The sequence below is a fragment of the Bosea sp. 29B genome (assembly GCF_902506165.1).
In the GTDB taxonomy this organism is placed as follows: Bacteria; Pseudomonadota; Alphaproteobacteria; order Rhizobiales; family Beijerinckiaceae; genus Allobosea.
Map to the genome: position 1 here is coordinate 3,573,207 of NZ_LR733817.1, position 25,378 is coordinate 3,598,584.

Consider the following 25,378-nt stretch of genomic DNA (forward strand, 5'->3'; position numbering starts at 1 on the left):
CGCCCCGGGGTTTTCCATGCGACGCTTTCGCTTCCGCCTGCATGACCTGAGGATCCGAACCAAGATCGCCATTCCGATGCTCGTCATGGGCGCAATCGGCATCGGCTCGGCCGTCTATGGCGCGCTCGAATTCGGCAGGATCGAGAAGACCTACGCCGATCTCGTCTCGCAACGTGCCAGCGCCATTCTCGATTCGGCCCGCGCCACCGCCTCGATGGGCGAGATCGTCGGCAATCTCTACCAGGCGATCGCCTATCCCGAATTCATGAAGCAGAACGCGACCAGCATCGAGGAGGTCAAGACCGCCTACGCGGCTTCGCTGCAGGCGCTGGTCGAGGCCAAGATCAGCTTCCCGCAGCGGGCCGAGAGCTTCGACGAGCTGAGCCGCCGCCTGCAGGCGACCAAGTCCGACATCGATCAGATCGTCGCCCAGGCTGCGCGCGACGAGGATCTGCCGGCGCTCTCGATCATGTCGCAGCTCGACAAGACGATCAGCGGGATCGTCGAGGCCGCGGCCAAGCTCAATGACGAGATCAAGAAGGATACCGATGCGACGTCGGAAGCGTTGGCCGTCGATGCTCGGCGCGTCACGCTGGTTGCGATCGGGCTCAGCATCGCCGGTACCTTGCTCGGACTGATCGGCGGCGCCCTTCTGACCGCCGGTGCGATCACGCGTCCGCTGGAGCGGCTCAAGCTTCGTATGGGCCAGATCGCCGATGGCGACTACGCCGTCGAGGTCGAGGGCCAGAACCGCAAGGACGAGGTCGGCGAGATGGCGCGCGCCGTCCAGGTGTTCAAGGAGAACGGTCTTGCGGTCCAGCGTCTCGAAAGCGAGACCGAGGCCAGTCGCACCACGACCGAGCGTCAGCGTCTCGCCGCTGAAGCCGAGCGCAGTGACGCAGCTGCCCTGCAGCAGCGTCTCGCAGCGGAGCAGGCGGTCGTGGTCAAGGCCCTCGCCGAAGGGCTGACCCGGTTGTCACAGGGCGATCTCGGCGCCCGTGTCGAGGAGGAGGTCGCGGCTGATTATGTCGCGCTGCAGCAGGACTTCAATAGTGCCGTCGGCCATCTCGCGCAGACGATCGCGACGATCCAGGCGACCTCGGTCGATGTCGGCAATGCGGCGCGCGAGATCAATTCGGGCGCCGACGATCTCTCGAAGCGCACCGAGGAGCAGGCCTCCTCGCTCGAGCAGACCGCTGCCACCACCGAGCAGCTCGCCGCTTCGGTCAAGGCCTCGGCGCAGGCTTCGCGGCAGGCCGTTCAGCTCGCCAATGAAGCGACGGACGTCGCCGCGAATGGCGGGATCGTCGCCGGCCAGGCGGTCGATGCCATGGCGCGGATCGAGCAGACCTCGCGCAAGATCTCCGACATCACCTCGGTGATCGACGAGATCGCCTTCCAGACCAATCTGCTCGCGCTCAACGCCGCGGTCGAGGCGGCCCGCGCCGGCGACGCTGGCAAGGGCTTCGCCGTCGTCGCCTCGGAGGTGCGCACGCTGGCGCAGCGTTCAGCCGACGCCGCCAAGGACATCAAGGGCCTGATCGGTGAATCGGGCGTCGAGGTCGAGCAGGGCGTCGGGCTCGTCCGGGCTGCCGGCGAAGCGCTCAGCCGGATCGTCGAGGCCTCCAGGAAAGTCGCGGCCACAGTCTCCGACATCTCTGCCGCGGCGGCCGAACAGGCCAACGGCATCGACGAGATGAGCCAGACGGTCGCGCATATGGACGAGATGACCCAGCAGAATGCCGCGCTCGCCGAAGAAAGCGCGGCCTCCGCGACCTCGCTCAGCGGTCAGATCGGACGGCTCAACGAGCTTGTTGCGAGCTTCCGCACTGGCGGCGGCCCCGCTCTGGCCAATACGCAGGCCGCTGAAGATGCTTACGAGTGGGACGAGCGCCGGCGCGCCTGACGATAGCCGACATCACGGAAATTGATCGACGGCGGCCTCAAGGCCGCCGTTCGTTTATTTCTCAGGCCTTGCGCTGGCCGCCGCCGAGCATGGTCTCGAAGATCGAGCGCAGCGCGTCCTGCTGACTCGCCTGGACCTGCCGGCCATGCTCGAACATCTGGTTGAGCGCATCGAGGCCGATCGAGCCGGGGCTAGCCTCGCCCGCTGACTGGGGAGCCTGTTCCGGCTCGGGTTCGGGCGCCGGCTGGGGGCTGCTCTGCGGGGCCTGCTGCCCCTGCGCGCCGCCACCGAACATGCCGCCGAGGATCTGGCCGAAGATGTTGCCCATGTCGGCCGGCATGCCGGGCATCCCGCCGCCGAAGGGACCGCCGCCCTGCGCCTGCCCCGCTTGAGGGTTCTGCCCGCCGAAAAGCCCGCCGAGGATCTGTCCCCAGGGATTAGCTGCATTCGGCTGCGGGGCGGGGGGCTGCATGCCCGGCATCTGGCCGCGCATCATTTCGGCGAATTGGCCGAGAATGCCGCCAAGCCCCTGATTGTTCACCGATTTGAACAACCCGCCCATCAGGATCGAGGCGATCACCGGCAGCATCTGCTTCAGGATCGCCTGGCCGACGCCGCTGGTCGCCGCCGCCTGCGCCGCGACGGCATTGGCGACCTCCTTCGAGCCGAAGAGCTGGCTCATCACGTCCTGGCCCATCGGCATCGCCCGGTCGGGAATGCCGTCGCCGTCGCTGTCATACATCTGGCCGAAGGGCGTCGCGGTCATCATCTGGGCGAGGTTGCCGAAGGCGTAGGGGTTCTGGGTCTGGCGCTGCAGCCCCATCGAGAAGGCGGGCAGCAGCGCGTCGAGCGCCGCCTGCGTCTGCTGCATCGAGAGCCCGTATTGCCGCGCCAGGTTCTGCATGGCCTGGCCGTTCTGGGCCGACTGCATCATCTCGAACAGGTTCATCATGGCGCGCTCCCTGGCGGGACCAGCCCGCTCATCCACCGGGAAACGATAGCAGCCGCCTGCCATCAGGCAAGCGACGACCTTGCCGCGGCTTGCGCTGCGCCTTCGAGCCGGGCGATGCCACGATAGGCGGCAACGAGCGCGATGATGCCGAACAGCACCGCGCCCAGAGCCGCGCCGGCGAGCGCGCCCTTGGGACCTGCATACTGCGCGCCCAGCCAGGCGAGCGGCACCGTGCCGAGCGTGGCCCGGCCCCAGCTGAACAGCGTCGAGTAGAACGGCATGCCGAGATTGTTGAAGGCGGCATTGGCGACGAAGAGCGCGCCGACGAAGAGCCACATCGGCCCGGCGATCAGGCAGAAGAAGGCGACGAGCTCGGCCGTCTCGCCGCCGGTGCCGAACAGCGCGGCGATCTGGTGGCGCAGCAGTGCCAGCAACACCGCCACCACCGCGACATAGGCCGCAGCAAAGCCGAACGCATCGGTCAGCGCCCGGCGCATCCGGTCATAGCGCTGTGCGCCCCAGTTCTGGGCCAGGATCGGCCCGACCGCGCCCGACAGCGCGAACAGCACGCCGAAGGCGACCGGCACCAGCCGGTCGATGATCGCGCTCGCCGCGATCGCCTGGTCGCCGAAACGGGCGATGATGCCGAAGAAGCAGGCATTGGCGATCGGGTTGGCGAGATTGGTCAGGATCGCCGGCGCCGCGATCGCGAAGGTTGGCCCGACATCGCGGCGCAGCGCCGCCAAGCTCGGGCGCGCGATCATCTTGTGGACGCCGATCACGCTCTGGAAGCCGATGACCAGGAAGACGATGCGCGAGAACACGGTAGCCCAGGCGGCGCCGTCGGGACCGAGGCCAAGGCCGAAGATCAGCATCGGGTCGAGCCCCGCGGTGACGATGCCGCCGGCCAGGGTGACATACATCGCCCGCTTGGCGTCGCCGACCGCGCGCAGGATGCCGGACAGCCCCATGCCGAGCGCCATCAGCGCATTCGAGGGCAGGGTGATCCACAGGAACGAGGTGGCGACGGCCAGCGATTCGCCGTGGGCGCCGAGCTTGGGCAGCAGCCAGGGCAACAGTGGCAGCATCAGCAGGCTGACGGCTAGGCCGCAGATGGTCATGGCTGTCAGCGTCGAGCCGGCCATCCGGCGCGCGCCCTCGCGGTCGCCGGCGCCGAGTGCCCGTGCCGTCAGCGCGGCAACCGCGATCATCAGCCCGACATTGATGGAGACCATCAGGTAGAGCACGATCGTGGCGTAGCCGACGCCCGCCGTCGCTTCGGGCCGGCCGAGGCGCGAGACATAGAGCAGCGACAGGAAGTCTACGACGAAGATCGCGACCAGGCCGACCGAGGCGGTCGTGGTCATCACCGCGACATGGCGCAGCGTCGAGCCCGAAACGAAGACAGCCTGTTGCGGCTTTTGCGGTGCGTTCACTCGGCCGGCTCCCCGACCCCGCCGACCGCGACCTCGGCGCCGCCATCCTCGATGACGTCCTGCGTTTCCTTGGTGAGCGGCTTCGACTTGCTCTTCGGAGCGACGATAGGCTCGGGCGTGACGCGCGGCACCTTGTCGATCCCGGCGGCGATGCCCTCGCTGAACTGGATCTCCATGCGCTGCGCGTCGCGGTCGCGCACATGCTCGATCACGAAGCCGGCCTCCTCATAGCTGAGGCCGAGCGCCTCCAGCGTCACCCGGCCGAAGCCGAGCGCCGATTCGAAGGTCTCGCGCATCTGGTAGTCGACGTCGGCGCGCATCAGGTCCATCGCATGGACGCGGTCATAGGCGCGGGCATGGATGCGCGCGGCCGGGAATTCGACCTTGGCCATCTCGACGATGCGCAGCGCCGCCTGCCGATCGTCGATGCAGACGCAGATCACCTTGGCCTTGCCGGCGCCGGCGGCGCGCAGGACGTCGAGCCTGGTGCCGTCGCCATAATAGATCTTGAAGCCGAACTTGTTGGCCGAGCGGATCCGCTCGATATCGGAATCGATGATGGTGACGTCGAGATGCTGCAGCAGCAGCGCCTGCGTCACCACCTGGCCGAAGCGGCCGAAGCCGATCACCAGCACCGAGGGCGCCACCCCGTCGAAGGTCTCCTCGATCTCCTCGGCCGGCGGCGCGTGGGCGGCGAGCCAGATGTCGATCAGCTTGGCGGCGACCGGTCCGATGAGCATGCTGAGCGCGGCGATCGCTGTCGCCAGCGCGCCCTGCTTCTCGTCGAGCAGGCCGAGCGAGGCGGCGAGCGGCAGCAGCACGAAGGCGAACTCGCCGGCAGGGGAGAGCAGGGCGCCGGCGCGGATCGCCTCGGTGGTCGAGGAGCAGGACGCCCGCAGGATCGCCGCCGCCGCCGCGATCTTGAACAGCACCAGCAGCGGGGCCGCCAGCGCCAGCAGCAAGGCGTTCTCGGCGACCAGCTTCAGGTCGATCGACATGCCGACCGCCATGAAGAACAGGCCGAGCAGCACGCCGCGGAACGGCTCGATATCGGCCTCGAGCTCGTGCCGGAAATGCGAATCCGCCAGCAGCACGCCGGCGAGGAAGGCGCCCATCGCCATCGAGAGCCCGACCTGCTCCATCAGCAGCGCAGCGCCGAGCACGACGAGCAACGCGGCCGCGGTCATCACCTCCTTGGCGCCGGTCTTGGCGAGCAGCCGGAAGAACGGGTTCAGCGCATAGCGGCCGGCGAGCACGACGACTGCGATGGCGAGCAAGGCAAGGCCGAGGCCCGTCAGCGCCTTGGTCGAGCCGCCGCCATGGGCGGCCTCGGTCGTCGCCAGCAGCGGCAGCAGCGCCAGCATCGGCGCGATCGAGATGTCCTGGAACAGCAGGATGGAGAAGGAGCGCCGGCCATAGGGTTCGGCGCCGTCGCCGCGCTCTTCGAGCAGTTGCAGCGCGATCGAGGTGGCGGAGAGAGCAAGCGCCAGCCCGACGGCCAGCGCACCGGCAGGACTGAGCCCGAGCTTCCAGGCGACGGCGCCGATCACCGCGGCGCTCAGCAGCATCTGCGCGAAGCCGGCACCGAGAATGTCCTTGCGCATCGAATAGAGCCGCGCCGGCTGCAATTCGAGCCCGACCAGGAAGAGCAGCAGCACGACGCCGATCTCGGCGGTGCCGCGGATCGCATCGGGGTCCTTGATCACGGCGAGCGCCGAGGGGCCGATGGCGATGCCGGCTGCCAGATAGCCCAGCACCGCCGACAGGCCGAAGCGGCGGAACAGCGGCACCGCTACCACCGCCCCTGCGCAGAAGGTCAGGATCGGCGGCAGATAGCTGGCATGCGAGGCGGCATCGGCCATGCAGGAACTCGTGCTGAAACGAAGGGGCCGTGCGTAAGGCAGATGGCCGGATGCGTGCAATGTAGGGCCTATCCCTGCATCCTGCGAGGGGCTGCCGCGCATAGCCTACGGCACTGCGTCGTCGGGCTTCCTTGACATCGCCGGCGCCAGACAGAAAAGAAGGCGCGATCCCTTCGGAACCAGCACCCCAGTGACCGCCAAGCCGCCGCTCGACATCCTGCTCTGTGCCCCGCGCGGCTTCTGCGCCGGCGTGGTCAGGGCGATCGACGCCGTCGAGAAGGCGCTGGCTCTGCACGGCGCACCGGTCTTCGTGCGCCACGAGATCGTGCACAACAAATACGTGGTCGAGTCGCTGAAGCGGAAGGGCGCGGTCTTCGTCGCCGAGCTCTCCGAGGTGCCCGATGCGACCCGGCCGGTGATCTTCTCGGCCCATGGCGTGCCGAAATCGGTGCCGGCGGAGGCTGAGGCACGCCAGTTCTTCGCCATCGACGCGACCTGCCCGCTGGTCACCAAGGTGCATCGCGAGGCCGAGGTCCATCACAAGCGCGGCCGGCACATCCTGCTGGTTGGCCATGCCGGCCATCCCGAGGTGATCGGCACGATGGGGCAATTGCCGGACGGCGCGATCACGCTGATCGAGACGCTCGAGGACGTCGCCCGTCTGACCCCGCCCGAAGGGCGGGACCTCGCCTATGTCACGCAGACCACGCTCTCGGTCGACGACACCCGCGAGATCGTGCAGGGCCTGCAGGCGCGTTTTCCCGCGCTGATCGCCCCGCACAAGGAAGACATCTGCTACGCCACCACCAACCGTCAGGAGGCGGTAAAGCGCGTCGCGCCGCTGGTCGACGGGCTGATCGTGGTCGGCTCGCCCAACTCCTCGAACTCGCAGCGCCTGCGCGAGGTCGCCGAGCGGGCCGGCTGCCCGGTTTCTCGCCTGGTGCTGCGCACCAACGAGATCGACTGGTCGCTCTTCGGCGGGATCCGACGCCTCGGCATCACCGCCGGCGCAAGCGCGCCCGAGGTTCTGGTCGAGGAGATCATCGACGCCTTCGCCGAGCGCTACGAGGTCACGGTCGAGACCGTCTCGACCGCCGATGAGAGCGTCTTCTTCCCGCTGCCGCGCGAATTGCGCGAGCCGACCCCGAACGCAGCAGAGTAAAGAGCGCGTGGCCGTCTATACCGAAGTGCCCGATGACGAGATGGCTGCCTTCGTGGCCCGCTACGGCATCGGCGACCTGCTCTCCGCCAAGGGCATCGCCGAGGGGGTCGAGAATTCGAACTACCTCGTCCACACGACGCAGGGCTTCTACATCCTCACCCTCTACGAGAAGCGGGTGAATCCGGCCGACCTGCCGTTCTTCATCGAGCTGATGCAACATCTCGCCAGGCGTGGGCTGAATTGCCCGGTGCCGGTGCTCGACCAGTCCGGCCAGGCGCTCGGCACGCTCTCCGGTCGCCCTGCGGCGATCGTCAGCTTCCTCGACGGGCTCTCGGTGCGCCGCCCCGGTGCCGGCCATTGCGGCGAGGTCGGGCGCGCGCTCGCTCTGCTGCACCGGGCCGGCGCGGACTTCGCGATGACACGCGTCAATGCGCTCTCGGTGCCGGGCTGGCGCCCGCTCGCCGAGCAGGCCGGGGCCGACGCCGACAAGGTCTCGCCCGGGCTGGCGCGGCGGGTCATGGCCGAGATCGCGGTGCATGAGGCCGGCTGGCCCAAAGACCTTCCGGGCGGCGTCATCCATGCCGATCTCTTCCCGAACAACGTCTTCTTCATCGGCGAGAAGCTGTCGGGCGTCATCGACTTCTATTTCGCCTGCACCGACGCCTATGCCTACGACCTCGCCATCTGCCTGAATTCCTGGTGCTTCGAGGTCGATTCCTCGTTCAACCTGACCAAGGGCCAGGCGATGCTCGCCGGCTATGAGAGCGTGCGCCCGCTGGGTGAAGCCGAGGTCGCGGCCCTGCCGGCGCTCTGCCGCGGCTCGGCACTGCGCTTCCTGCTGACAAGGCTGGTCGACTGGCTGAACGTGCCGCCGGGCGCGCTGGTCAAGCCGCATGATCCGCTCGAATACGACCGCAAGCTTGCCTTCCACCAGCGCGTCTCTGATGCACGCGAATATGGGCTGCGCCGATGACCGACCCCGTCGAGGTTTGGACTGACGGCGCCTGCTCGGGCAATCCGGGCCCCGGCGGCTGGGGCGCGATCCTGTCCTACAAGGGCAAGGAGCGCGAGCTCTCCGGCGGCGAGGCGCTGACCACCAACAACCGCATGGAGCTGATGGGCGCGATCTCGGCGCTGGAGACGCTGACCCGGCCCTGCACCGTCGCGCTCCACACCGACAGCCAGTATCTGCGCCAGGGCATCACCAGCTGGATCCATGGCTGGAAGAAGAACGGCTGGAAGACCGCCGACAGGAAGCCGGTCAAGAACGAGGAGCTGTGGAAGCGCCTCGACGCCGCGCTGAAGCAGCACAAGATCGAGTGGAAATGGGTCAAGGGCCACGCCGGCGACGAGATGAACGAGCGCGCTGACGCGCTGGCGCGCGCCGGCATGGCGCCGTTCAAGCCGGGGCGCTGAGCGGGCGGCGGATTGCTACCCTAAGGGCAGTTGTGGGTCGGAGGCAGAGATTGGGGCCTCTGATCAGTCTCGTGCCCCACGTGGAAGAGGCCTTCCCGTTATGGCTGTGACGTAACCCTCGCTCCAATGATCCTTCCCAATCTCATAGGGGTCGATCACGAAGCCTTCTCGTGCGTCGCGGAAGCCCTCTAGCACTGCGGTCCGTGCTTGAGCCTGTTGGGCGTCGGCCAACGATGCGTAAACACCAATGAGCTTGCTGTCGGTCTCGCCTTCCCCGAGATCATGCGTGTGGAAGAGCAGAAATACGTTCGCCATCTACGCATGCCCGGAAGCGGAGTATCGCAACCGCGTATCATGTCGTGAAAGCAGCGTCAGCTATAGACCGGAGGCGGGATCATCAGACCGGTATCCCGTTCTCTCCTGTGACATAGCTAAGTGCCTCCTCAGCGCCAGCCCAGCCCCGGCGCGACATGCTTCAGGATCGCCTCGATGACATGGGCGTTGTAGTCGACGCCGAGCTGGTTCGGCACCGTCAGCAGGAGCGTATCGGCCTCGGCGATCGCCTCGTCCCGCTTCAGCTCGTCGATGAGCTTGTCGGGCTCGGCCGCGTAGCTGCGCCCGAAGATCGCGCGCGTGCTGTCGTCGATATAGCCGATCGAATCGTCGCTCTCATTGCCGCGGCCGAAATAGGCGCGGTCGCGCTCGTCGACCAAGGCGAAGATGCTGCGACTGACCGAGACGCGCGGCTCGCGCGTGTGACCGGCCTCTTTCCAGGCCTGCCTGAAGAGGCGGATCTGCTTGGCCTGCTGGATGTGAAAGGGCTCGCCGCTCTCGTCGGTCTTCAGCGTCGAGCTCTGCAGGTTCATGCCACGCTGCGCCGCCCAGATGGCGGTGGCGTCGGAGGAGGCGCCCCACCAGATGCGCTCGCGCAGACCTTCGGAATAAGGTTCCAGCCGCAGCAGGCCCGGCGGATTGGGGAACATCGGTCGCGGATTGGGTTGCGCGAAGCCCTCGCCGCGCAGCACGTCGAGGAAGACCTCGGCATGGTGGCGCGCCATGTCGGCGTCGCTCTGCCCCTCCGCCGGCTGGTAGCCGAAATGGCGCCAGCCATCGATGACCTGCTCGGGCGAGCCGCGGCTGATGCCGAGCTGCAGCCGCCCGCCGGCGATCAGGTCGGCCGACCCCGCATCCTCGGCCATATAGAGCGGATTCTCGTAGCGCATGTCGATGACGGCGGTGCCGATCTCGATGCGCCTGGTCCGGGCGCCGACCGCGGCCAGCAGCGGGAAGGGCGAGCCGAGCTGGCGCGCGAAATGATGCACCCGGAAATAGGCGCCGTCCGCGCCCAGCTCCTCGGCTGCGACGGCAAGGTCGATCGACTGCAGCAGCGTGTCGCCCGCCGTGCGGGTCTGGGATTGCGGCGAAGGGGTCCAGTGTCCGAAGGACAGGAAGCCGATCTTTTTCATCGCGTGACGCCTATGAACCACCAAATGCGCGGAGCCGGCCCGCGACAGGAAAACGCCCGAGCGGCCATCACCGCCGGGCGTGCGTGTCCCTCATATAGGCGCGGTCCTCGGCTTCGCTCTGGCGCTCATGCACAGACACGAATGCCGCGATGCAATCTCGGCAGTAATAGTGTGTTTGCCGCCGCTCAGCCCAGCGGTTGGCGGTAGACGATGAAGCCGGATTTCTGCGCGACCTTGTCGTAGAGTTCCTGCGCTTGCAGATTGCTCTCATGCGTCTGCCAATAGACGCGGAAAAGACCTTGCTTTTCTGCCATCTGCCGGACGGCCTCGATCAGCTTGCGGCCGACGCCGTGGCCGCGCGCCTCCTCGCTGGTGAAGAGATCCTGCAGATAGCAGATCTCCTTCTGGCTCCAGGTCGTGCGGTGCAGCACGTAGTTGACGATGCCGAGGGCCCGGCCGTCGCGCTCGGCGATGAAGCCGCCCATCGGCTCCTGGCCACCCGTCAATCGGGCGAAGGTCGTGTCCGTGGTTTCCCGCGTCAGTGACGATTTGTAGAAGGTGAGATAGCCCTGCCAGAGCGGCTCCCAGGCGGCGCGGTCATCGGCCGTGAGCGGGCGGATGCTGATCTCTGACATGGCGGGGCGTCTCCTCGATTTTGCCGGGAGGCTAGCGATGGCCGCGGGCGCTGTCTCATGACAAGCGCAGATCGGATCGATCGGATTTGGTGCTGAAAAACAAAAGCCCGCGCCGGAGGCGCGGGCTCGAAGGCAATAGGAGCCGAAATTGCCGCTCAGAGCTGGTTCAGCAGCGCCTCGGCGCCGGAGAGGTCGGCCTTGCCCGGCGCTTCCTCGACGTTGAGCGTGGTGACGACGCCGTCGTCGACGACCATCGAATAGCGCTGCGAGCGGGTGCCGAGGCCGAAGCCCGAGCCGTCCATCGACAGGCCGATCTCCTTGACGAAATCGGCGTTGCCGTCGGAGAGGAAGGTGATCACGCCGGCGCCGCCGGTCGCCTTCGACCAGGCGTCCATCACGAAGACGTCGTTGACGCCGGTGACGAAGATCTCCTCGATGCCCTTGGCCTTGATCTCGGCGGCCTTGTTCACATAGCCCGGCAGATGGTTCTTGTGGCAGGTCGGCGTGAAGGCGCCCGGCACCGCGAAGAGCACGATCTTGCGGCCCTTGAACAGGTCGTCCGTGGTCTTGGCTGCCGGCCCGTCGGCCGTCATCACGCGAAACGTCGCCTGCGGAAGCTTGTCACCGACCTTGATCGCCATGTCCGTATCTCCTGCATGCGGCAGCGCGCCGCCCGCGGGCAGGGTTACGGCTTCGCGCTGCCGATGTCGAGTTCGAGCCGCGTCTCCACCGATTGCGGTTTTCCACGCACGGTGATGATCAGGGGGGTCGGGCCGGTTGTCCCCTTGGGACGCTCGACGATCTTGAGCTTCGCCGCGACGGTGCCGTCCGGCTGCGGCATCAGCATCGGCCGGCCGAAGGACCACATCCCGGCGCCTTCGACGAAGACATCGTCGACCGAGCCGCCGTCGGGGGCCTTCAGCAGCAGCTTCACCGCGGCGTCGCTATGCGTGACTTCCAGGATCGACAGGCGGTCATCCGTCGCGCCCAGCTTGACCGCGTGCGGAATCCGGGCCTCGAACTGCTCCAGCCGTGGCGAGGTCACCGAGGTGACGCCCGGTTCCAGCCAGAGCCGTGCCTCGCCCTTGGCGGGAACGCAGATCTTGTCGCAGACCGCATAGTCGAGCTTCAGCACCACGGTGACCGGCCGCGCCGGATCGATCGGCTGGACCGAGACCGGCACAACCACCTCGCCGACATAGCCGATGCCGGATCCGGCGCCGTCGTCGAAGCGCTCCGGGGTCGGCCAGCGCACGTCGAGCCCGCCGACATTCTCCGAGCCGCTCCAGTCGAAGACCGGCGGCACGCCCGCATCGCCGGGGCTGCGCCAATAGGTCTTGAAGCCTGGCGACATCGTGATCTCGACGCCGACGCGCTGCTTGCCCGAAGGCGCAGTCGCGCCCGCGATCAGGCGCATCGACGAGTACGCGGCTTTCGACCACGGCGAAACCGCGGCGTCCTGGGCGGAAGCCGGGGTGCCGAGCACCAGCGCGGCGAGGAAGGAGAGGGTCGTGACCGTTTTCACGTGGTCTGATTTAGGCGATCCAGCCGCATTTTGCGAGGCCGATACCGGCGCTGTGATCCGGGACCGATATTGCAGCCAAGCATGGCCAGCTTTGCGCCAGCATTGCGGCGAGGGCGGACCGGCATCCCGGAGAGACATCCGGCTAAGCCCGAATATCCTGGCTCGCGCGCGAGCCAAAAGTGTTCCCACACCGGCCGAACATGTCTTAGCATGGCAGCCATGAATCTCGGATCGAACCAGCGCGTCAGCGGCCGCAGCTATCTCGACGGGCAGTGCCTGATCGCCATGCCGGGCATGAGCGACCAGCGCTTCGCCCGCAGCGTCGTCTATCTCTGTGCCCATTCCGAGGACGGCGCGATGGGCATCATCGTCAACAAGCCCGCCGCCGACACGCGCTTTCCGGAACTGCTCGTCCAGCTCGACGTCATCCCATCCGACCAGGCGATCCGCCTGCCGAGCCAGGCCGAGAGGATGAGGGTCTTGCGCGGTGGCCCGATGGAGACCAAGCGCGGTTTCGTCCTGCACAGCGCCGATTTCTTCCTGGAAGCGGCGACGCTGCCGATCGATGACGGCATCTGCCTGACCGCGACGCTCGACATCCTGCGCGCCATCGCCGTCGGGACCGGGCCGGAGAATGCGGTGCTGGCGCTCGGCTATGCCGGCTGGGGGGCGGGGCAGCTCGAATCCGAGATCCAGTCCAATGGCTGGCTGCATTGCGCCGCCGACGAGGCGCTGCTCTTCGACGACGCGCTCGACACCAAATACGCCCGCGCGCTCGGCAAGCTCGGCATCGACCAGGCCTTCCTGTCGAAGGACGCTGGGCACGCGTGACATGCGTCATGCTCGGGCTTGACCCGAGCATCTCAGGCCGAAAGAGGTTCCAACAGAACGTCCTCGTCAGGAGATTCTCGGGTCTGCGCTTCGCTCCGCCCGAGAATGACGTCGCGGCTTACGCCGCCTCGAAGGACGAGCTCGACGCTCCCACCAGCCGCCGCGCCTCGGCCGCCGTCATCGGCTGGCCGAAGGTGTAGCCCTGCGCGTACTGGCAGCCGAGCTGGTAGAGCTCGATCGCATCCGATTCGGTCTCGGCGCCCTCGGCGACCACGTCCATCTGCAGGTCGGCGGCGAGCTGGACGATCGAGCGCAGGATCACCGGCGGCTTGCCGTTGCCCATCTGGCGCACGAAGCTCTGGTCGATCTTGATCGTGTCGAACGGGAAGCGCTGCAGATAGGACAGCGAGGAATAGCCGGTGCCGAAATCGTCGAGCGACAGGCCGGCGCCGAGGTCGCGGATGCGGCTGAGCATCTGCGCCGCATATTCCGGGTTCTCCATCACCAGGCTCTCAGTGATCTCGAGCTTGAGCGTGCCCGGCAGGACCCGCCGGCGCGCCAGCACCGCCTTGACGTCTTTCAGCAGGTCGTGGCGCAGCAGCTGGCGGCTGGAGACGTTGACGCTGGCGAATATCGGCGGCTCGACCTCGAGCGCGGCCTGCCAGGCGGCGAGCTCGCGCGCGGTCCGGTCCATCACATAGACGCCGAGATCGACGATCAGCCCGCTCTCCTCGGCGATCGCGAGGAAGTCCTGAGGCAGCAGCCGGCCCTCGCGCGGATGGTCCCAGCGCATCAGCGCCTCGAAGCCGGCGATGGTGCGGTCCTCCAGCCTGACGATCGGCTGGTACATCACCTGGATCTCGCCGCGCTCGATCGCCCGGCGCAGGTCGCTTTCGAGCGCGAGACGGTCGTTGCGGTCGCTGCGCATCGCCGGGACGAAGACCTCGACGAGGTTACCGCCCTGGTTCTTCGCATGCGCCATGGCGAGCTCGGCGTTCTTCAGCGCGTCGTCCTTGCGCGCCGTCGGCGTGCCGTCGAACAGGGTGAGGCCGATCGAGGGCGTCAATACGATCTCGCGCTCGGCGAAGGTGATCGGCGTCGAGACGGCGCGGCGGATCAGCTCCGCCAGGGCCAGGATGCGCTCGGGATCGCTCTCCGAGACGATGATCATCGCGAAGATGTCGCCGCCGATGCGGGCCAGCGTGTCCTGCGTCCGCAGCAGCCGGCCGAGGCGGCGCGCCAGCGTCAAGAGGATCGAATCGCCGGCCGAGAAGCCGACCGATTCGTTGACCTGCTTGAAGCGGTCGATGTCGATGACGATCACGGTCGGGCGGATAGCGTCATCGGCGCGGCTGAAGCCGAACACGGCGGTGAGCCGGTCCTGGAACAGCTCGCGATTGGGCAGGCCGGTCAGGTTGTCGTGCACGGCATCGTGCAGCATGCGCTCCTGGGCGGTGCGCTGCTCGGTGACGTCAGCGAGCGTGCCGATGACGCGGATGACCTCGCCATCGGAGCCGATCACCGGCCGGGCCTTTAGGCTGAACCAGTGATAGGCGCCATTGGCGGCGCGCAGGCGGAAATCGAGTTGCAGCTTGCCGCGGCGCTGCTCGATCACTGCGTCGAGCGAGACGCGGTAGCGGTCGCGGTCGGCGACATGCATGTGCTCGAGCCAGCGTGCAGCCGAGCCTTCGAGCGCGCCCTTGGACAGGCCAAGCAGGATCTCGGCCTGTGGCGAGACGAAGATCTTGTCGGCCGAGACGTCCCAGTCGAAGACGAGGTCGCCCGAGCCGGAGAGCGCGAGCGCGCGCCGCTCGGTGTCGGAGACCAGCCCCTGCGCCAGCGCGCCGCCGGCGAAGGCGTGTTGCACAACGGTGAAGCCGATCAGCAGCACGATCAGCACGAGGCCACCGATCAGGGCGGGCGGCACGAGGTCGCGGGTGACTTGTCCGATCACCGTGAAGCTGGCCGCAGTCACCCAGACCAGCAGCAGGAACCAGGTCGGGATCAGCATCACCGCCCGTTCATAGCCATGGGTGGCGAGGTGCAAGATCAGCACGAAGCCGATCGTCGCGACGGCCGCGATCGAGATGCGGGCGATGCCGGCTGCCATCGGCGCATCGAACACCGCAAGTCCGACCAGCCCGGCGAGGCCGAGGATCCAGACGATGGTGATGTGGCTGTAGCGCACATGCCAGCGCGACAGGTTGAGATAGGCGAAGAGGAAGACGACCAGCGTCGCTGCCAGGACCACTTCCGCGCCGGCGCGGTAGATTCGCTCGATCGCAGGCGTCAGCGGGAAGATGCGCTGGAAGAAGCCGAAATCGAGGCCCGCATAGGCCAGCACTGCCCAGGCCAGCGCCGCCGCGGCGGGGAAGATCACCGCGCCCTTGACCACGAAGATGATGGTCAGGAACAGCGCGAGCAGGCCGGCGATGCCGATGATGATGCCCTTGTAGAGCGTCAGCCCGTTGGTCTTCTGGCGATAGGCCTCCGGCTCGAACAGATAGAGCTGCGGCAGGTTCGGCGATTTCAGCTCGGCGACGAAGGTGACGGTGGTGCCGGGGTCGAGCGTGATCTGGAAGATGTCGGCGTCAGGCGCTTCCTCGCGTTCGGGCCGCAGGCCCTGGCTCGCGGTGATCGCCTCGATGCGGCGGTCGCCGAGATCGGGCCAGACCACGCCCGAGCCGATCAGGCGATGGAAGGGCGCGACCAGCAGCCGGTCGATCTGCTCGTCGGAATCATTGGTCAGCGCGAACACGATCCAATCTGGTCGCGCTCCGGATTCGCGCGCCCGGACGGCGATGCGCCGGACGATGCCGTCGGCTCCCGGTGCGGTCGAGATCTGGATGACGTCGCCATCGGCTTTGTTGCGCTCGACCACGTCGGTGAGGTCGAGCACGGGCACGTCGAGCGGCACGCGCTGTGCCTCGACCGCCAGTGCCGGCCGCAGCAGCGAAAGCAGCGCCAGCATCAGGAGGCCGAGGACGGCAATGCCGGACCGGAGGAAACGTGGTGTCGCTGACAAGATGGGCTCTGCGGGAAACTCTTCAGGCGTGACGGTCAGTGGTATCGGCGCGACGTGGCGAGGGCAAGGCAATGCCGGCCTGTTCACAGCTTGCGATCGGTTTCGGCAGGGCGGCGCAGCTCGGAGGCAAGCATGCCGTAGAGCAGGTGATCGGCCCAGGCGCCGTTGATGCGCAGATAGCCGCGCGCCTCGCCCTCCCGGGTGAAGCCGACGCGCTCCAGCAACCGGCGCGAGGGCTCGTTATGCGGCAGGCAGGCGGCTTCGACGCGGTGCAAAGCGAGTTCGGAGAAGGCGAAGTCGAGCGCGCCGCGCACCGCTTCGGTCATGTGGCCCTTGCCGGCATGGCGCTGGCCCATCCAGTAGCCGAGCGTGCAGGCCTGGGCGACACCGCGCCTGACGAGGCCCAGCGTCAGCCCGCCGAGCACCGCCTCCGAGCGGGCGTCGAGGATGAACAGGGAATAGGCTTCGTCGGTCGCGATCTCGCGGGCCGCGCGCTTCACCCGCAGGCGGAACGAGGCTCGGGACAGGTCGTCTTCGGTCCAGACCGGCTCCCAGGGGGTGAGGAAGTCGCGGCTCTCCATCCGCAGATTCGCCCAGGCCGAATAGTCGCCGGCGAGCGGGGCACGCAGGATCAGGTTCTGCGTCCTGATCAGCGGCCGCGCCGGCGGGTCGGTGGCGAAGCGAAAGAGGGCCATCGTCGTCAGGCGGCTCGCGCCAGCAGCGCGCGCAAGGCCGTCGCCGGGGCAAGACCGTCGAGCGGGCCGACGGCAGCGACCGTGACCACGCCGTCGAGCAGGCCCTGACCGGCCGCCCGCACATCGGCGAGGCTGACCGCGTCGAGCCGGCGCGCCAGCTCCTCGCGCGGGATCGCCCGGCCGAAGACCAGCACCTGTCGCGCCATCTGCTCGAGCTTGCCGCCAGGGCTTTCGAGCGAGGCCAGCAGGCCGACTTTCATCTGCGCCCGGGCCCGGGCGACCTCGGCCTCGCTGACGTCGCGAGCGGCTTGGGCGAGGCAGTCGAGCGCGACCTCGACCAGCTCGCCGACATCCTCCGGCGCGGTGCCCGCGCTGATGCCGAAGACGCCGCAATCGGAGAAGGGCCAGTGGAACGCGTCGACCGCATAGGCGAGGCCGCGGCGCTCGCGCACTTCCTGGAACAGGCGCGATGACAGGCCGCCACCGAGCACGGCCGAGAAGATCTGCAGCGGATAGTGGACGCCGTTGGTGAACGGCTTGCCGGGGAAGCCGAGGACGATATGGACCTGTTCCTCGTCGCCATCGATGCGGGCTTCGCCACCTTGATAGGCAGCCGGCGTGCGCGGCGCGGGCGCAGCAGCGGGCCGTGCCGGCAGCGCTGCGAGCGCCTGTTCCGCCAGGGCGACCAGCTCGTCATGGTCGACCGCACCGGCTGCGGCCAGCACCATGTTGCCAGCATGGTAGTGCCGGTCGAGATAGGCGCGGATCGCGTCGGGCGTGAAGCTCTTCACCGTCTCCGCCGTGCCGAGGATCGGCCGGCCGAGCGGCTGCTCCGGGAAGGCAGCCTGCAGGAAGCGGTCATAGACGAGATCGTCCGGTGTATCCTGCACGGCGCCGATCTCTTGCAGGATCACGCCCTTCTCACGCGCCAGCTCCTCCTCGGTGAGCGAGGGCTGGGTCAGGATGTCGGCGAGGATGTCGACCGCCAGCGGCAGGTCCTGGCCGAGCACGCGGGCGGTGTAGCAGGTGTATTCGACCGATGTCGCGGCGTTGAGGTCGCCGCCGACGCTCTCGATCTCCTCGGCGATCTGAAGCGCGGTGCGCCGGGCCGTGCCCTTGAAGGCCATGTGCTCGAGCAGATGGGCGAGGCCGTGCTCATGCGGCAGCTCGTCCCGTGCGCCGGCACCGATCCAGATGCCGAGCGAGACGGTCGAGGCATGGGCCATGTGCTCGGAGACGATGCGCAGGCCCGACGGCAGCGTCGTCAGGCTGACGGCCGGGTCGTGGCCAGCCTCGCCTGGTTTCACGGGCTTCTCGATCTTGGCCTTGAGCGTCTTGGCTACCGTCATGCCGCGGCACTCCTGACGGCCCGTGCCCGCTCGGCGATGAAGCGCTCGAGCTTGCCTTGGTCGTTCGGCAGCAGGCTGAAGCGCTCCTTGCGCTCCATCAGGTCGGCGAGATGTGCGGGCAGGGCGGGTGTGATTCCACTCGCCGCCGCGACGGCCGCCGGGAACTTGGCCGGGTGGGCCGTCCCGAGCGCGATGACCGGCGTGGCCGGATCGGCTTCGAGCAGCTTGCGGGCGGCGGCGACGCCGATCGCGCTGTGCGGGTCGAGCAGATAGCCGGCCTCGCGCCAGGTGGTGCCGATCTCGGAAGCGATGGAGGCCTCATCCTGCGAGACCGCATCGAAGTCGGCGCGGATGCGGGCGAGCGGCTCGGCTGCGATCTCGAAGCGGCTGGACTGTGCCAGCGACTGCATCAGCCGGCGCACGGCGGCGCCGTCGCGGCCATGCGCCTCGAACAGCAGGCGCTCGAAATTCGAGGAGATCTGGATGTCCATCGAGGGAGAGGTCGTTGCCGCGACCCCGCGCATCTCGTAGACGCCGATCTCAAGCGTGCGCGCCAGGATGTCGTTGCTGTTGGTGCCGACCATCAGCCGGGCGATCGGCAGCCCCATCTGCTTGGCGATCCAGCCGGCGAGGATATCGCCGAAATTGCCGGTCGGCACCGCAAAGGAGACCTGCCGGTGCGGAGCGCCGAGCGCAACCGCTGCGGTGAAGTAGTAGACGACCTGAGCTGCGATGCGCGCCCAATTGATCGAGTTGACGCCGGAGAGGCGCAGTTCGTCGCGGAAGGCGTGGTGGTTGAACAGGGCCTTCACCAGGTTCTGGCAATCGTCGAAGGTGCCCTCGACCGCGATGGCGTGGACATTGTCCGCCTCGACCGTGGTCATCTGCCGGCGCTGCACGTCGGAGACGCGGCCATGCGGGTAGAGGATGAAGACGTCGACGCGTTCCAGCCCCTTGAAGGCGTCGATGGCCGCACCACCGGTATCACCCGAAGTCGCGCCGACGATGGTGGCGCGTTCGCCGCGCTGGGTCAGCACATGATCCATCAGCCGCCCGAGCAGCTGCATTGCCACGTCCTTGAATGCGAGCGTCGGGCCGTGGAAGAGCTCGAGCGAAAACAGGTTGTCGCCGAGCTGGACCAGCGGGCAGACAGCCGGATGGCGGAACGTGCCATAGGCCTCGCCGATCATGGCCTTCAGCGCATCGGCGGCGATATCGCCATCGGCCAGCGCACCGATGACGCGCTCCGCCACCTCGGCATATGGCTTGCCGGCGAAGCTCGCGATCTCCTGCGTGCCAAAGCGCGGCAATGTCTGCGGCAGATAGAGGCCGCCGTCACGGGCAAGTCCGGCGAGCAGCGCGTCGGCGAAGGAGAGCGACGGCGCTTCGCCGCGGGTCGAAATATGCAGCACGATGATGGTCTCTGATGTCGTGCTGATCCTATAGGCCCGTTGGCGGGGGAGGGCAAAAGCAAAGGCTGATTAGCCGCTCTGCGTCGGCCTCCGCGCCTGCCAGACATAAGCGCCGAACACCCCGATCAGCGTCAGTGCCAGCCCCCACCAGGTCAGCGCATATTGCAGATGGTTGTCCGGGATGCGGGCGATCAGCTCCTTGGCATCGACGCCGGCCGGCGGGGTCAGCCCGTCGCCCTGGCGTTCGCCTTCGAGATAGAACGGCGCCGCTGCGGGCAGGCCGAGAGATGCGGCAATCGCTGCGGGGTCTCGCGTGTAGAATTCGCGTTGCTGTGGCAGGTCGGCGGGGGTGAAGCTGTTGCGAGCCTCCGGGATGCGCAGGAAGCCGGTGACGGTCGCCTGGCCGCTCGCCGGCGTGATGGCGCTAAAGCGCGCCTCGGGTACGAAGCCGCGATTGATCAGGATCGTCGCGCCGTCTTCCAGCCGAAAACCCTGGAAGACCCAGCGGCCGAAGCCGGAGAGCTGGCGTGAGCCGGGCGGACCGGCCGCGATGGTTGTGCGGACGCCGGCGATGCCGTCGAGATAGCTGCCTTTGGCGACAGCCCTTGTGAGATCGACAGCCGCGAGATCGAGCCGCGGCCAGTCGCTCGCCGGCGGCAGCGGGGCAGCGGAACCTGCGGCTTGCGTCTCCAGCCGCGTGATGAAAGCGCGCTTCTCGTCCATGCGCTGCCATTGCCAGGCACCGAGATAGAAGAGCACGCCGACGCCGATGATGGTCAGGAGCGCCGGCAGCAGCAGCTTTGGCCGGCTCGTGGACGCAATCTGTTCGCTCACTTCTTCAACCTGCCTTCCTCGGCCTTGTGGGCATATTGCAAGGCGACTGCGAGCCCCTTCATCGGCCTGAGCAGCCCGAGGCAGGTGACGAGCGCCAGCGGCAGCCAGAGCAGGAGATGCAGCCAGATCGGCGGGGTGTAGGCGATCTCGACATAGAGCGCGAGGCCGAGCACGAAGAAGCCGGCGATCAGCATGATGAACACCGCCGGCCCGTCGGCCGAATCGGCGAAGGCGAAGTCCAGCCCGCAGGCGGCGCAGCGCGGCTTCAGCTTGAGATAGCCGTCGAACAGCTTGCCCTCGCCGCAGCGCGGGCAGCGGCCGGTCAGGCCCGTCGAGTAGGGCGAGGGCGGGGTGATCTGCGGCTGCGCCATGGCGGTCTCCTTAAATGGAAAGGGCGGCCTCGCGGCCGCCCCTTTGAAGGTTCGCGGCCGCTTCCGGCCCGAAATTCAGTGCGCTGCCGGCGCTCCGGCGCCCCAGACATAGATCGAGGCGAACAGGAACAGCCAGACCACGTCGACGAAGTGCCAGTACCAGGCGGCGAACTCGAAGCCGAGATGCTGGTCCGGCTTGAAGTGGCCGAGATAGACGCGCCACAGGCAGATCGCCAGGAAGATCGTGCCGATGATGACGTGGAAACCGTGGAAGCCGGTCGCCATGAAGAAGGTCGCGCCGTAGATGTTGCCTTTGAAGGCGAAGGCGGCGTGCGAGTATTCGTAAGCTTGGCACAGCGTGAACAGGATGCCGAGGATCACGGTCAGCCACAGGGCCTGCTTCAGGCTCTTACGGTCACCCTGGATCAGGGCGTAGTGCGCCCAGGTCACGGTCGTGCCGGAGGTCAGCAGGATCAGCGTGTTGAGCAGCGGCAGGTGCCAGGGGTCGAAAGTCTCGATGCCCTTCGGCGGCCAGTGACCGCCGGTGAATTCGGCGCGGGCGTACTGGATGTGCTCGCCGGTGAACAGGCTCGCATCGAAATAGGCCCAGAACCAGGCGACGAAGAACATCACCTCGGAGGCGATGAACATCATCATGCCGTAGCGGTGGTGCAGCTGCACCACGCGGGTGTGATGCCCCTCGCGCTCGGCCTCACGGGTCACGTCCATCCACCAGGCGAGCATGGTGTAGAGCACGCCGAGCAGGCCGACGCCGAAGACCAGCGGGCCGACGGTCATGCCGGCGACCGGCAGCGCCTTCATCCACATCACCGCGCCGATCGCCATGATGGTCGCGCTGGCGGCGCCGACGATCGGCCACGGGCTCGGATCGACGAGGTGGTAGTCGTGGTTCTTGGTATGGGCCCCGGCCATCGTGCTCAAGTCTCCGCGTCCGTAGAAGTGCAGCGCTTGTCGCGCAGCTTTATAGTTTCGATTGGTTGCCGTCACCCTTGCTTTCCGCCACCGGCTGCCCGTTCTTCGACGGGAAATAGGTGTAGGACAGGGTGATCGATTTCAGGCTGGCGAGCTCGCGGTTCAACTCGATCTCGGGATCGATGTAGAACACGACCGGCGCTTCCAGGGTCTCGCCGGGCTGTAGCGTCGTCTCGGTGAAGCAGAAGCACTGGATCTTGACGAAATAGGCGCCCGACTGGTTCGGCTGGACATTGTAGGTCGCGATCCCGGTCATCGGTCGCGAGGACGTGTTGGTGATCTTGTAGAACACCGTCTGCGTCACGCCGACCTGCGCCCTGATCTCCGTCTTCTCCGCCTCGAAGCGCCAGCCCAGCGCGGGCGCAACATTGGCGTCGAACGCGACCGAGACGATGCGCTCGCTGGTCTTGCCGGTGGCGGCAGTTCCGACCATCGGCGTGCCGGCGAAGCCCGTGACCTTGCAGAACAGGTTGTAGAGCGGCACGGCGGCGAAGGAGAGCCCGGTCATGGCGAGCACGGCGGCGCTGCAGGCGAGGACGGTACGGCGGTTGCGGGAAGCGGCGGTCATCGCGTCACAGCGGCCGGTTGAGGATCGCCGGCCCGGTCTTGGCCAGCGTCACGATGAAGAAGAAGACCACGAGGCCGCCGAGCACGAGCGCGAGCGCGATCGAGCGGCGATTGCGCCTGGCCATGTCCTCCGGAGAGAACGCCGCCGGCGGCTGCTTCTTGTCCTGCGGGTCCTGGCTCATCCCAGCACCTTGGGCAGGGCCCACATCAGGCCGAGGCCGTTCTCGGCCAGCAGCACGGCGAAGAGCAGGAAGAGATAGAGGATCGAGAAGCCGAACAGCGCATAGGCCGCCTTGTTGGCCGGCTCGCCCTCGGTGACGTGCAGCACGCGCAGCGACAGGCCGATCATGGCGAGGCCGGTGACGACCGAGACGATCAGATAGATCAGCCCGCCGAAGCCCATCAGCGCCGGCAGCACCGCGACCGGGGCCAGCACCAGCGTATAGGCGACGATCTGGCGGCGGGTCGCGGCCGGACCGGCGACGTTCGGCAGCATCGGGATGCCGGCGCGGGCGTAGTCTGATGACTTGACCAGAGCGAGCGCCCAGAAATGCGGCGGCGTCCACAGGAAGATGATGGCGAACAGGACGATTGAGGTCAGGCCGAAATCGCCGGTGACCACGGCTTCGCCGATCATCGGCGGGAAGGCGCCGGCGGCGCCGCCGATGACGATGTTCTGCGGCGTCGCCCGCTTCAGCCACATCGAATAGACGACGGCGTAGAAGAAGATCGTGAAGGCCAGCATCGCGGCCGAAAGCAGATTGGCGACGAGGCCGAGCACCAGCACGGAGCCGATCGAGAGCGTCAGGCCGAAGGCGAGCGCCTCGGATGGCAGGATGCGGCCGGCGGGGATCGGCCGGTTGGCGGTGCGCGCCATCACCGCGTCGATATCGGCGTCCCACCACATGTTGAGGCAGCCCGAGGCGCCGGCGCCGACCGAGATCGCCAGCAGCGCGGCAAAGCCGATGACCGGATTGACCGCTCCTGGCGCCGCGACCATGCCGCCGAGCGCCGTCACGATCACGAGGAACATCACCCGCGGCTTGAGCAGCGCGAAGAAGTCCTGCGCCTCGCCGGGGGAACTCAGCGAGACGCCGTCGTCAGCCTGGGTGATCTGATCGAAGGCAGCAGACATCGAAACTCGTTCACTTCAACGTTCTAAGACACCCAAACCGGGTGTCGCTTGCGGGATCCGCCCGTCTCCGGAACGCCCTGGATCAGGCGCTCGGGGGAGGGGCGGCGGCGGGCGAGAGGCCCGCCGCCGGTGTGTTCAGTGGTCCGAGCCGGTGATGCGCGGCAGCGTCTCGAACTGGTGGAACGGTGGCGGCGAGGACAGCGTCCACTCCAGCGTGGTCGCGCCTTCGCCCCACGGATTGTTGCCGGCGAGCTCCTTCCTGGTGAAGGCGACGACGATGCCGTAGAGCCAGACCAGCAGGCCGGCCGCGAAGATGTACGAGCCGATCGACGACCAGAAATGCCAGCCGGCGAAGGCGTCGGGATAGTCGACATAGTGCCGCGGCATGCCCGAGAGCCCGAGGAAGTGCTGCGGGAAGAACAGCAGGTTCGCGCCGATGAAGGCAATCCAGAAGTGCAGGCGGCCGATCCAGTCCGGGATGATGTAGCCGCTCATCTTCGGGAACCAGTAATAGAAGCCCGCGAAGATGCCGAACACCGCGCCGAGCGACAGCACGTAGTGGAAGTGAGCCACCACGTAGTAGGTCGCGTGCAGCGAGCGGTCGAGGCCGGCATTGGCCAGCACCACGCCGGTGACGCCGCCGACAGTGAACAGGAAGATGAAGCCGATCGCCCAGACCATCGGCGCGGTGAAGCGCAAGCTGCCACCCCACATCGTCGCGATCCAGGAGAAGATCTTCACGCCGGTCGGAACCGCGATCACCATCGTCGCGAAGACGAAGTAGCGCTGCGTGTTGAGCGACAGGCCGACCGTGTACATGTGGTGGGCCCAGACGATGAACCCGACCACGCCGATCGCGACCATGGCGTAGGCCATGCCGAGATAGCCGAAGATCGGCTTCTTCGAGAAGGTCGAGATGATGTGGCTGACGATGCCGAAGGCCGGCAGGATCATGATGTACACTTCGGGGTGGCCGAAGAACCAGAACAGGTGCTGGTAGAGCACCGGATCGCCGCCGCCGGCCGGATCGTAGAAGGTCGTGCCGAAGTTGCGGTCGGTCAGCAGCATGGTGATCGCGCCGGCGAGGACCGGGAGCGCCAGCAGCAGCAGGAAGGCGGTGACCAGAACGCCCCAGGCGAACAGCGGCATCTTGTGCATGGTCATGCCAGGCGCGCGCATGTTCAGGATGGTGGTGATGAAGTTGATCGCGCCCAGGATCGAGGCCGCACCGGCAACGTGGAGCGACAGGATGCCGAAATCGACCGACGGGCCGGGATGGCCTGCCGATGAGAACGGCGGGTAGATCGTCCAGCCTGTGCCGACGCCCTTGGCGCCAGGGGCGCCCTCGACGAACATCGAGATCAGCAGCAGGATCAGGCCCGCGACCGTCAGCCAGAACGAGATGTTGTTCATGCGCGGGAAGGCCATGTCCGGCGCGCCGATCATCAGCGGCACGAACCAGTTGCCAAAGCCGCCGATGACGGCGGGCATGACCATGAAGAAGATCATGATCAGGCCGTGACCGGTGACGAAGACGTTGTAGCTCTGGCCGTTGGCGAAGATCTGCAGGCCCGGCTGCTGCAGCTCGATGCGCATCATGATCGACAGGAAGCCGCCGATCAGGCCCGCGATGATCGAGAAGATCAGGTAGAGCGTGCCGATGTCTTTATGGTTGGTCGAGAGCAGCCAGCGGCGCCAGCCCGTTGGGGTGTGGTGCTCGTGGGCGTGGGCGTCGTCATGCCCGTGGGCGTGGGGAGCCGCGGTAGCCATGAATTTCGTCTCCTCCTGCGAATGCGCTTCGCGTGA

The 25,378-nt window shown here is 67.3% G+C and carries 23 protein-coding genes; 5 read left to right on the forward strand and 18 right to left on the reverse strand.

The features are described 5' to 3' along the window. Positions 1-16 precede the first annotated feature (16 nt). Positions 17-1,906: a methyl-accepting chemotaxis protein gene (locus GV161_RS17285; protein WP_152016864.1), complete on the forward strand. Its 1,890-nt coding sequence runs from the start codon at positions 17-19 to the stop codon at positions 1,904-1,906. Positions 1,907-1,967: 61 nt separating this feature from the next. Here the strand turns inward: GV161_RS17285 and GV161_RS17290 are convergent, their stop codons facing one another. The 3 genes from GV161_RS17290 to GV161_RS17300 form a co-directional block, all read right to left on the reverse strand. Further along, positions 1,968-2,858 carry a DUF937 domain-containing protein gene (locus GV161_RS17290; protein WP_159650284.1) on the reverse strand — a complete coding sequence of 297 codons (891 nt, stop codon included), beginning with the start codon at positions 2,856-2,858 and terminating at the stop codon, positions 1,968-1,970. Positions 2,859-2,920: 62 nt separating this feature from the next. Then, positions 2,921-4,294: an MATE family efflux transporter gene (locus GV161_RS17295; protein ID WP_244624250.1), complete on the reverse strand. Its 1,374-nt coding sequence runs from the start codon at positions 4,292-4,294 to the stop codon at positions 2,921-2,923. Beyond that, positions 4,291-6,156, reverse strand: coding sequence for a monovalent cation:proton antiporter-2 (CPA2) family protein (locus GV161_RS17300; protein WP_152016866.1), 1,866 nt, complete (start codon positions 6,154-6,156; stop codon positions 4,291-4,293). Before GV161_RS17300 ends, GV161_RS17295 begins: the two co-directional genes overlap by 4 nt. 190 nt (positions 6,157-6,346) lie before the next feature. Here GV161_RS17300 and ispH point away from each other — a divergent pair, with 190 nt between their 5' ends. From ispH to rnhA, 3 genes are read left to right on the forward strand one after another with little or no spacing between them, the layout of a single operon-like run. After that, on the forward strand, positions 6,347-7,318 hold the full coding sequence (ispH, locus tag GV161_RS17305) for a 4-hydroxy-3-methylbut-2-enyl diphosphate reductase (protein ID WP_193219591.1): 972 nt from the start codon (positions 6,347-6,349) through the stop codon (positions 7,316-7,318). Positions 7,319-7,325: 7 nt separating this feature from the next. After that, the gene (locus GV161_RS17310) at positions 7,326-8,291 is read left to right on the forward strand and encodes a homoserine kinase (protein ID WP_152016868.1); all 966 of its coding nucleotides are present in this window, start codon (positions 7,326-7,328) and stop codon (positions 8,289-8,291) included. Then, a complete protein-coding gene (rnhA, locus tag GV161_RS17315; protein ID WP_152016869.1) occupies positions 8,288-8,734 on the forward strand; it encodes a ribonuclease HI in 447 nt (148 codons plus the stop codon). The genes GV161_RS17310 and rnhA overlap by 4 nt, the downstream gene beginning before the upstream one ends. Before the next feature lie 443 nt (positions 8,735-9,177). Here the strand turns inward: rnhA and GV161_RS17320 are convergent, their stop codons facing one another. From GV161_RS17320 to GV161_RS17335, 4 genes are all read right to left on the reverse strand, one after another. Further along, positions 9,178-10,200, reverse strand: coding sequence for an LLM class flavin-dependent oxidoreductase (locus tag GV161_RS17320; RefSeq protein ID WP_152016871.1), 1,023 nt, complete (start codon positions 10,198-10,200; stop codon positions 9,178-9,180). Between the two features lie 185 nt (positions 10,201-10,385). Continuing rightward, a complete protein-coding gene (locus tag GV161_RS17325) occupies positions 10,386-10,835 on the reverse strand; it encodes a GNAT family N-acetyltransferase (RefSeq protein ID WP_152016872.1) in 450 nt (149 codons plus the stop codon). Positions 10,836-10,990: 155 nt separating this feature from the next. Next, positions 10,991-11,476 (reverse strand): peroxiredoxin, encoded by a 486-nt coding sequence (locus tag GV161_RS17330; protein ID WP_152016873.1) that lies wholly within the window; start codon positions 11,474-11,476, stop codon positions 10,991-10,993. Positions 11,477-11,520: 44 nt separating this feature from the next. Beyond that, positions 11,521-12,360, reverse strand: a complete 840-nt coding sequence (locus tag GV161_RS17335; RefSeq protein ID WP_159650285.1) for a protein-disulfide reductase DsbD domain-containing protein — start codon at positions 12,358-12,360, stop codon at positions 11,521-11,523. A 210-nt stretch (positions 12,361-12,570) separates the two neighbouring features. Here GV161_RS17335 and GV161_RS17340 point away from each other — a divergent pair, with 210 nt between their 5' ends. After that, the gene (locus GV161_RS17340; protein WP_152016875.1) at positions 12,571-13,191 is read left to right on the forward strand and encodes a YqgE/AlgH family protein; all 621 of its coding nucleotides are present in this window, start codon (positions 12,571-12,573) and stop codon (positions 13,189-13,191) included. 118 nt (positions 13,192-13,309) lie between these two features. On the opposite strand, the gene GV161_RS17345 is transcribed toward GV161_RS17340, so the two are convergent. The 11 genes from GV161_RS17345 to ctaD form a co-directional block, all read right to left on the reverse strand. Beyond that, on the reverse strand, positions 13,310-16,162 hold the full coding sequence (locus GV161_RS17345) for an EAL domain-containing protein (RefSeq protein ID WP_091831843.1): 2,853 nt from the start codon (positions 16,160-16,162) through the stop codon (positions 13,310-13,312). A gap of 137 nt (positions 16,163-16,299) precedes the next feature. Further along, the gene (locus GV161_RS17350; RefSeq protein ID WP_152016876.1) at positions 16,300-16,911 is read right to left on the reverse strand and encodes a GNAT family protein; all 612 of its coding nucleotides are present in this window, start codon (positions 16,909-16,911) and stop codon (positions 16,300-16,302) included. 5 nt (positions 16,912-16,916) lie between these two features. Further along, positions 16,917-18,260 carry a pitrilysin family protein gene (locus GV161_RS17355; protein WP_152016877.1) on the reverse strand — a complete coding sequence of 448 codons (1,344 nt, stop codon included), beginning with the start codon at positions 18,258-18,260 and terminating at the stop codon, positions 16,917-16,919. After that, positions 18,257-19,672: a threonine synthase gene (thrC, locus tag GV161_RS17360; RefSeq protein ID WP_152016878.1), complete on the reverse strand. Its 1,416-nt coding sequence runs from the start codon at positions 19,670-19,672 to the stop codon at positions 18,257-18,259. Before thrC ends, GV161_RS17355 begins: the two co-directional genes overlap by 4 nt. A 69-nt stretch (positions 19,673-19,741) precedes the next feature. After that, positions 19,742-20,506 carry an SURF1 family cytochrome oxidase biogenesis protein gene (locus GV161_RS17365; RefSeq protein WP_152016879.1) on the reverse strand — a complete coding sequence of 255 codons (765 nt, stop codon included), beginning with the start codon at positions 20,504-20,506 and terminating at the stop codon, positions 19,742-19,744. Next, positions 20,503-20,877 (reverse strand): DUF983 domain-containing protein, encoded by a 375-nt coding sequence (locus tag GV161_RS17370; protein WP_152016880.1) that lies wholly within the window; start codon positions 20,875-20,877, stop codon positions 20,503-20,505. Before GV161_RS17370 ends, GV161_RS17365 begins: the two co-directional genes overlap by 4 nt. Positions 20,878-20,952: 75 nt before the next feature. Next, the gene (locus GV161_RS17375) at positions 20,953-21,810 is read right to left on the reverse strand and encodes a cytochrome c oxidase subunit 3 (protein ID WP_152016881.1); all 858 of its coding nucleotides are present in this window, start codon (positions 21,808-21,810) and stop codon (positions 20,953-20,955) included. A gap of 49 nt (positions 21,811-21,859) precedes the next feature. Further along, positions 21,860-22,438: a cytochrome c oxidase assembly protein gene (locus GV161_RS17380; protein ID WP_152016882.1), complete on the reverse strand. Its 579-nt coding sequence runs from the start codon at positions 22,436-22,438 to the stop codon at positions 21,860-21,862. A gap of 4 nt (positions 22,439-22,442) precedes the next feature. Further along, entirely contained in the window at positions 22,443-22,619 is a 177-nt protein-coding gene (locus tag GV161_RS30945; RefSeq protein ID WP_193219592.1) for a hypothetical protein, read from the reverse strand. Continuing rightward, positions 22,616-23,572, reverse strand: a complete 957-nt coding sequence (locus tag GV161_RS17385) for a heme o synthase (RefSeq protein ID WP_152016883.1) — start codon at positions 23,570-23,572, stop codon at positions 22,616-22,618. Before GV161_RS17385 ends, GV161_RS30945 begins: the two co-directional genes overlap by 4 nt. Positions 23,573-23,707: 135 nt before the next feature. After that, entirely contained in the window at positions 23,708-25,342 is a 1,635-nt protein-coding gene (gene ctaD / locus GV161_RS17390) for a cytochrome c oxidase subunit I (RefSeq protein ID WP_152016884.1), read from the reverse strand. Between the last annotated feature and the right edge of the window lie 36 nt (positions 25,343-25,378).

Bases quoted from the DNA above. Each gene is read 5' to 3' on its own strand.
- GV161_RS17340 (WP_152016875.1), top strand. From the start codon at position 12,571: ATGGCAGCCATGAATCTCGGATCGAACCAGCGCGTCAGCGGCCGCAGC.
- GV161_RS30945 (WP_193219592.1), bottom strand. From the start codon at position 22,619: ATGAGCCAGGACCCGCAGGACAAGAAGCAGCCGCCGGCGGCGTTCTCT.
- GV161_RS17380 (WP_152016882.1), bottom strand. From the start codon at position 22,438: ATGACCGCCGCTTCCCGCAACCGCCGTACCGTCCTCGCCTGCAGCGCC.
- GV161_RS17355 (WP_152016877.1), bottom strand. From the start codon at position 18,260: ATGACGGTAGCCAAGACGCTCAAGGCCAAGATCGAGAAGCCCGTGAAA.
- GV161_RS17375 (WP_152016881.1), bottom strand. From the start codon at position 21,810: ATGGCCGGGGCCCATACCAAGAACCACGACTACCACCTCGTCGATCCG.
- GV161_RS17300 (WP_152016866.1), bottom strand. From the start codon at position 6,156: ATGGCCGATGCCGCCTCGCATGCCAGCTATCTGCCGCCGATCCTGACC.
- rnhA (WP_152016869.1), top strand. From the start codon at position 8,288: ATGACCGACCCCGTCGAGGTTTGGACTGACGGCGCCTGCTCGGGCAAT.
- GV161_RS17320 (WP_152016871.1), bottom strand. From the start codon at position 10,200: ATGAAAAAGATCGGCTTCCTGTCCTTCGGACACTGGACCCCTTCGCCG.
- GV161_RS17290 (WP_159650284.1), bottom strand. From the start codon at position 2,858: ATGATGAACCTGTTCGAGATGATGCAGTCGGCCCAGAACGGCCAGGCC.
- GV161_RS17350 (WP_152016876.1), bottom strand. From the start codon at position 16,911: ATGGCCCTCTTTCGCTTCGCCACCGACCCGCCGGCGCGGCCGCTGATC.
- GV161_RS17370 (WP_152016880.1), bottom strand. From the start codon at position 20,877: ATGGCGCAGCCGCAGATCACCCCGCCCTCGCCCTACTCGACGGGCCTG.
- GV161_RS17285 (WP_152016864.1), top strand. From the start codon at position 17: ATGCGACGCTTTCGCTTCCGCCTGCATGACCTGAGGATCCGAACCAAG.
- GV161_RS17385 (WP_152016883.1), bottom strand. From the start codon at position 23,572: ATGTCTGCTGCCTTCGATCAGATCACCCAGGCTGACGACGGCGTCTCG.
- GV161_RS17345 (WP_091831843.1), bottom strand. From the start codon at position 16,162: ATGCTGGCGCTGCTTTCGCTGCTGCGGCCGGCACTGGCGGTCGAGGCA.
- ctaD (WP_152016884.1), bottom strand. From the start codon at position 25,342: ATGGCTACCGCGGCTCCCCACGCCCACGGGCATGACGACGCCCACGCC.
- GV161_RS17325 (WP_152016872.1), bottom strand. From the start codon at position 10,835: ATGTCAGAGATCAGCATCCGCCCGCTCACGGCCGATGACCGCGCCGCC.
- GV161_RS17330 (WP_152016873.1), bottom strand. From the start codon at position 11,476: ATGGCGATCAAGGTCGGTGACAAGCTTCCGCAGGCGACGTTTCGCGTG.